The sequence below is a fragment of the Methylophaga sp. genome, from assembly GCF_030651745.1.
In genome coordinates this window covers 21,144-27,579 of record NZ_JAUSCC010000136.1, presented here as the reverse complement: position 1 = coordinate 27,579, position 6,436 = coordinate 21,144, and the positions used below count along the sequence as shown (strand labels likewise).

Annotated in this window: 7 protein-coding genes; all 7 read right to left on the bottom strand. The window is 46.8% G+C overall.

The genetic code is table 11. The features are described 5' to 3' along the window. A partial coding sequence (locus tag Q7V21_RS17960; protein ID WP_370654076.1) for a GTP-binding protein occupies nucleotides 1-92 on the bottom strand: 92 nt, incomplete at its 3' end. Between the two features lie 191 nt (nucleotides 93-283). Continuing rightward, the gene (locus tag Q7V21_RS15530; RefSeq protein ID WP_304918141.1) at nucleotides 284-589 is read right to left on the bottom strand and encodes a DUF2818 family protein; all 306 of its coding nucleotides are present in this window, start codon (nucleotides 587-589) and stop codon (nucleotides 284-286) included. A gap of 9 nt (nucleotides 590-598) precedes the next feature. Beyond that, nucleotides 599-2,035: an NADH-quinone oxidoreductase subunit NuoN gene (nuoN, locus tag Q7V21_RS15525; protein ID WP_304918140.1), complete on the bottom strand. Its 1,437-nt coding sequence runs from the start codon at nucleotides 2,033-2,035 to the stop codon at nucleotides 599-601. Between the two features lie 12 nt (nucleotides 2,036-2,047). Then, entirely contained in the window at nucleotides 2,048-3,568 is a 1,521-nt protein-coding gene (locus tag Q7V21_RS15520; RefSeq protein WP_304918139.1) for an NADH-quinone oxidoreductase subunit M, read from the bottom strand. A gap of 16 nt (nucleotides 3,569-3,584) precedes the next feature. Then, nucleotides 3,585-5,522, bottom strand: a complete 1,938-nt coding sequence (gene nuoL / locus Q7V21_RS15515) for an NADH-quinone oxidoreductase subunit L (protein WP_304918138.1) — start codon at nucleotides 5,520-5,522, stop codon at nucleotides 3,585-3,587. 4 nt (nucleotides 5,523-5,526) lie between these two features. Further along, nucleotides 5,527-5,832, bottom strand: coding sequence for an NADH-quinone oxidoreductase subunit NuoK (nuoK, locus tag Q7V21_RS15510; protein ID WP_069296551.1), 306 nt, complete (start codon nucleotides 5,830-5,832; stop codon nucleotides 5,527-5,529). Next, the gene (locus Q7V21_RS15505) at nucleotides 5,829-6,434 is read right to left on the bottom strand and encodes an NADH-quinone oxidoreductase subunit J (RefSeq protein ID WP_304918137.1); all 606 of its coding nucleotides are present in this window, start codon (nucleotides 6,432-6,434) and stop codon (nucleotides 5,829-5,831) included. Before Q7V21_RS15505 ends, nuoK begins: the two co-directional genes overlap by 4 nt. Nucleotides 6,435-6,436: the final 2 nt, after the last annotated feature.

Sequence of the window (6,436 nt, the reverse complement as noted above, 5' to 3'; positions counted from 1 at the left end):
AGTTTAAGGATACGTTCGGTTGTGGTGGTTTTGCCCGCGTCAACGTGAGCGAAAATACCAATATTTCTGTACTTGGATAAATCGGAAGCCATAAATCCTGTCTCTATTGTGTGAATAACCGATGCTGTTTACATCATCAGGGAGTTAAACCCGCAAATTCTAAACTACTATCCATTGCGTTGCATCCTGAATTAACGTAAATGCCTGTAAGCGCCCTTGATAACAGTCTTTTGAATTTTTGGATTGTCTTGCTATGCACTTAGCGAGCGCATATTTGCGATTTTTAACGTAACTTTTTTTGTAATGGCAACCATTGGTGCCGATACACTACTCCAGGAGTAGCAAACACCAGAAACAAACTTAAAATGGTGACAAAAAATTCCCATTGCTGTGGGTAAATATTGCCGGAAAATTGCTGCTCAAACGCAATCGCCACCAATAAAGCGATAAAATAATACACGGTGACTTCAAACACTCTAAGCCAGGTATTTTTGCCATTTTTTAACGGGATAACCACAAACAGACGTGAATTCACCCACGGCAGATTTGCCAAAACAAACATAATCAACAACATTAACCAAATCGACATTTTTAAAACCTAACTGAATATTCTGGCGCAAAGCGCAAATAAAGCCCCGGGAAATAAGCCGAGGAATAACACTGCCAACACATTGCCGCTCAATAAATATTGCATTGAGGCTGGAGCTTCAATCTGCGGCTGTTGTGTAGGCGGCGCATCAAAAAACATCACTTTAACGACACGTAAATAATAATAAGCGCCAATCACTGACATCACCACAGCGGCAATCGCAACGGCAAGTAAGTTAACATCGACCACCGATTTAATCACACTTAATTTGGCATAAAAACCGGCCAGCGGTGGAATGCCTGCCATGGAAAACATCAATAACAGCATCATTAGCGCATGCCAGGGATGGCGCTGTCCCAAGCCTTTAAAGTCCTCGATCTCTTCCGCTTCAAAACCTTCGCGACTGAGCAACAGAATCATACCGAAACTGCCTAAGGTCATCAGCGCATAGACCAGAGTATAGAACAACGCTGCGGCATAACCCGCCTGGCTTCCAGCTAATACACCTAGCAGCAAAAAGCCAACATGCGAAATAGTGGAATATGCCAGCATCCGTTTAATATTGGTCTGCGCTATCGCCAGCAGGTTCCCCACAACAATAGACAACACCGCCAGCATGATCAGCATATCGCGCCACACGCTAAGCATATCGCCCATGCCTTCGGTCAGTATGCGTATCAGCATGGCAAATACAGCAATCTTGGGTGCACTGGCCACAAACAAGGTAATCGCTGTCGGCGCGCCCTGATAGACATCGGGTAACCACATATGAAACGGCACCGCACCAAACTTAAAGCCAATCCCAATCACCAGAAACACGATCCCCAAACTCAGTACCGTTTGATTAAGTTCTTCATTGGCCAAGGCCGTAGCAATCGCCTGGATGCCTAATTCACCGGTGATGCCATAGATGATCGACATGCCATACAACAACATGCCCGATGCCAATGCCCCCAAAATGAAATACTTCATGCCGGCTTCTGTTGCGGTAAAGGAATCACGCTGCATCGCCACCAAGGCATATAAACACAGCGACATCAGCTCCAATCCTAAATACAAAGTCAGAAAATGATGGGCGGACACCATCACCAACATACCCAGCGTCGAAAACAAGGCCAGCACATAAAACTCGCCTTGCAGTAATTTCCGGTCTTGCAGATAGCGGTAGGAATAACTGAACACCAACATATTCACCAGGCAGATCGCCAGCTTGAGCAAATCACTTAGTGGATCTTTAATGTAGGTTTCGGAGAAGGTCAGCCCGCCTTCACCCATCATCCAGAACACGGTCAGAAAGGTAATTAACAGACTCAACTGACTTAACCCATGCACCAGATTTATTTGTCGATTACCAGTAAAGGCCACCACCAATAAAACAATGCAGCACATTGCCAGCAGCAACATCTCTGGCAAGGCAAACAGCATATTGGGGACTTCAAACGCCATCTGGTGTTTCCTTTAAAGCTTTGACTGAGTGATTTGCAGCAGCAGATGATCCACTGATGCGTGCATCACATTAAGTAACGGATCGGGCCAAAGACCAATCAACAGCACGACGGCTGCCAGACTTGTCAGCAGCAACATTTCACGTGAATTAATATCTTTTAATTTGGCGACTTCAGCATTGGCAACTTCACCAAAAAATACCCGTTTAACCATCCACAAGGTATATGCCGCGCCCAGAATTAATGTGGTTGCCGCTAAAAAGGCATACCAGAAGTTGGCCTGAAACGCCGCAAGGATCACCATAAACTCGCCGACAAAACCGGAGGTGCCAGGTAAACCCGCGTTGGCCATGGCAAAGAATACTGCCAAAGCCGTAAATTTCGGCATGCTATTGACGACCCCACCGTAGGCACTGATTTCACGGGTATGCATCCGGTCGTATAACACACCTACACTAAGGAACATTGCTGCGGCAATAAAACCATGCGAAATCATCTGTACCATCGCACCCTCGATGGCCAGAACCTGTCCATTTCCGATGCCAATAGTAATCGCCTCATTGGCGGTAATACGAAACACGATAAACAAGCCCAGGGTCACAAAGCCCATATGAGCGATACTCGAATAGGCAATCAGCTTTTTCAGATCCGATTGGGCCAGCGCGACAAAACCAATATAAACAATAGCAATCAACGATAAACCAATGACCAGCCAGTCAAGTGTCATGCTGGCATCTGGCGTAATGGGTAAAGCAAAACGTAATAAACCATAACCACCAATTTTCAGCGTGATCGCCGCCAGAATCACCGAACCACCCGTGGGTGCTTCAACGTGAGCATCCGGCAACCAGGTATGCACAGGCCACATCGGAATTTTCACCGCAAAGGCAATTAAAAACGCCAGGAAAATCCAGATTTGCTGGGTCAAACTCAGGCTAACCTCTTGGAAATCCAGGATCGAAAAACTGCCAGCCTGAAATTGCAGATACAGCAATGCAATCAGCAAAAACACCGATCCAAAAAAGGTATAGAGGAAAAATTTGATGGTGGCATAGACCCGATTCGGGCCGCCCCAGATCCCAATCACCAGAAACAACGGAATCAACATTGCTTCAAAAAACAGATAAAACAGAATGGCATCCAGTGCGGCAAACACACCCAACATCAGCCCTTCCATGATCAGAAAAGCCGCCATATATTGGGCAGCTCTATCCTCAATCACCTGCCAACCGGCGATAACAACCAACACTGTTGAAATCGTTGTCAGAATCATCAGCGGCATCGAAAAGCCGTCAATACCCAGGTAATACTCGATATTAAATGTCGCCACCCATGACAGGCGTTCAACAAACTGCATTTGATGTGTAGTGCTGTCAAATCCGATATAAAGTAAAAAAGACAGCAACATGGTCACCACACTGACAAGCAAAGCCAGTTGCCGTGCCAGCTTATTATTCTGTTTGCACAGCAGAAGTGCAGCCCCGCCAATGATTGGCAGCAGAATCAATACACTGAGAAGCGGAAAGTCCATCATCTAAGGCTGTTTCCTGTTAAACCACAAACCAGGTGAGCAACAGCCACACCCCGATAATCATCACAAACGCATAGTGATACAAATAGCCAGTCTGCATTTTGCGGCCTACCCTTGAAATTAAGCCTACTGTTCGCGCCGCACCATTCACCACCAAACCATCGATCAACATGCGATCACCAACGCGGGAAAACAACCAGCCTAATCCACGAGAGCCACCAGCAAACACTTTGTCATTGAATGCATCAAAGCCATATTTGTTTTCCAAAATTCGCCACAACCACATCAGTCGTTGCTGAATTTTGGCCGGTAAATCAGGACGTTTCAGATACAGATACCAGGCAGTGATTAAACCGGCCATCGCCAGCCAGAATGGCGCTGTCATCAAACCATGAGTGATAAAACCAACCAAGCCGTGATAATTCGCTGCGGCCAAGACATCATGCTGTGGCATAACGGTTATCGCATCGCCAAAGAAATTGTCATACACCAGACTACCGATCAAATAACCTGCCAATACTGACGGAATCGCCAACAGGATTAACGGCCAGGTAACCACGCCGGGGGACTCATGTGGTGGATGACCGTGCGCATCAAATCGCTCTTTGCCATGGAACACCAGAAACAACAAACGAAAGCTGTACAAACTGGTGACAAATACCCCAATCATCACTGCCCATAAGGCAAAGCTACTGCCCGGGATGGTGGATTCATGCACCGCCATGATGATGGCATCTTTGGAAAAAAAGCCGGCCAGCCCCGGAAAACCTATTAACGCCAACGTGCCAATCAGGCTGGTCCAATAAGTGATTGGCAGATATTTTTTCAAACCGCCCATCTGCCGGATATCCTGTTGATGATGCAAGGCCAGAATCACTGAACCGGCTGCCAGAAACAGCAAAGCTTTAAAAAAGGCATGGGTGAATAAATGGAAAATCGCCGCAGAATAAGCCGATACCCCCAGCGCCACCGTCATATAGCCAAGCTGTGACAAGGTTGAGTAGGCAATCACCCGTTTAATATCGTTTTGAATCAACCCCAAAAAGCCCATAAACAACGCGGTAATCGCACCAATCACCAGAATAAATGACAAAGCGGTTTCGGAATATTCGTATAAAGGCGACATTCTCGCCACCATAAAAATACCGGCCGTCACCATGGTAGCCGCATGAATCAAGGCTGATATCGGCGTCGGGCCTTCCATCGAATCAGGTAACCAGACATGTAATGGCACTTGCGCTGATTTACCCATCGCACCGATAAACAGCAAAATGCCAATCACCGTCATTAACGACCAGGCATGATTGCCAAACAAGGCAATACTCTGGCCGGCCATAACCGGTGCCTGATTAAACACCTCCAGATAATCCAGACTGCCGGAATACATCAACACCGCAGCGATGCCGAGCAGAAAGCCAAAGTCACCGACCCGATTGACCAGAAAGGCTTTGAGATTGGCATAAATCGCCGTGGGCTTTTTGTACCAGAAACCAATCAGCAAATAGGAAACCACGCCAACCGCTTCCCAGCCGAAAAACAGCTGCATAAAATTATTCGCCATGACCAGCATCAGCATGGAAAAAGTAAACAGCGAGATATAACTGAAAAAACGGCTGTAGCCGTCATCATCATGCATATAACCAATGGTATAGATATGCACCATCAGCGACACAAAGGTCACTACGGTAATCATCACGGCAGTCAGTGAATCGACCATAAAGCCGACTTCAATGCTCAGGCTACCGACTTGCAACCACTGATATACCGCCTGGTTATATGTCGCACCATCGACTACGACTAATTTCAATACCCATAAAGACAGGAAAAAAGCGATGCCCACTCCCGCTATCGCCGCTCTGTGCGACCAGTTACGACCAATTTTCCGTCCGAATAAACCGGCAATAATGCTGCCCAGCAATGGCGCTAAAACAATGGTCAGTAATAAGGTCTGCGTCATGCCATCAGCCTTTTAACCGGTTGAGATCATCAACATTAATGGTGCTGAGATTACGGAATAACACTACTAAAATCGCCAGACCAATCGCCGCTTCTGCTGCCGCAACAGTCAGAATAAAAAACACAAATACTTGCCCTGCCGCATCACCGGCGTAATGGGAAAAAGCGATAAAGTTAAGATTCACCGCCAGTAGCATCAACTCGATACACATCAACAAAATAATGATGTTTTTGCGATTCAGAAAAATGCCAGCAACCGACAGGCTGAACAGAATGGCTGCAACAATCAGATAGTCGGATAAGGCAATCATGATGATTTCCCGTCTTGGCGTTTTTCGGAGGCCATTTTGACCAGACGTACACGATCTTTGCTACGTACCTTGACTTGCTGGGCCGGATCCTGGGTTTTACGTTTATGCGGCCGCAAAGTCAGCATAATCGCCGCGACAATGGCGACGGTGAGGATCACTGAGGCGATTTCAAACGGATAGACATATACCGTATACAACAACCGGCCGAGCACTTTGGTATTGCTTTCTTCCGAGGCTTCTGGGGCAGGAAACTGGTCCAGTCCAAAGTTCGCTACCCCCAAAACCGCAATTAACTCCAGCACAATCAGCACCGCCACCAATAAACCCAATGGCATATAGCGGGTAAAACCTTCTTTGAGCGTGCTGGTATCGATATCCAGCATCATCACCACAAACAGAAACAACACCAATACTGCACCGACATAGACCAATACTAAGGTTATCGCCAGAAACTCAGCCTCCAGCATCAGCCAGATTGCTGCACTGGTAAAAAATGCCAACACCAGAAACAATGCTGCGCGCACTGGATTCCGTACCGTGATCACCATGGTGGCGGCAAACAGTAAAATGGCGGCAAAACAATAAAACAGTATTTTTTCCATAA

Bases quoted from the DNA above. Each gene is read 5' to 3' on its own strand.
- nuoL (WP_304918138.1), bottom strand. From the start codon at position 5,522: ATGACGCAGACCTTATTACTGACCATTGTTTTAGCGCCATTGCTGGGC.
- nuoN (WP_304918140.1), bottom strand. From the start codon at position 2,035: ATGGCGTTTGAAGTCCCCAATATGCTGTTTGCCTTGCCAGAGATGTTG.
- Q7V21_RS15505 (WP_304918137.1), bottom strand. From the start codon at position 6,434: ATGGAAAAAATACTGTTTTATTGTTTTGCCGCCATTTTACTGTTTGCC.
- nuoK (WP_069296551.1), bottom strand. From the start codon at position 5,832: ATGATTGCCTTATCCGACTATCTGATTGTTGCAGCCATTCTGTTCAGC.
- Q7V21_RS15520 (WP_304918139.1), bottom strand. From the start codon at position 3,568: ATGATGGACTTTCCGCTTCTCAGTGTATTGATTCTGCTGCCAATCATT.
- Q7V21_RS15530 (WP_304918141.1), bottom strand. From the start codon at position 589: ATGTCGATTTGGTTAATGTTGTTGATTATGTTTGTTTTGGCAAATCTG.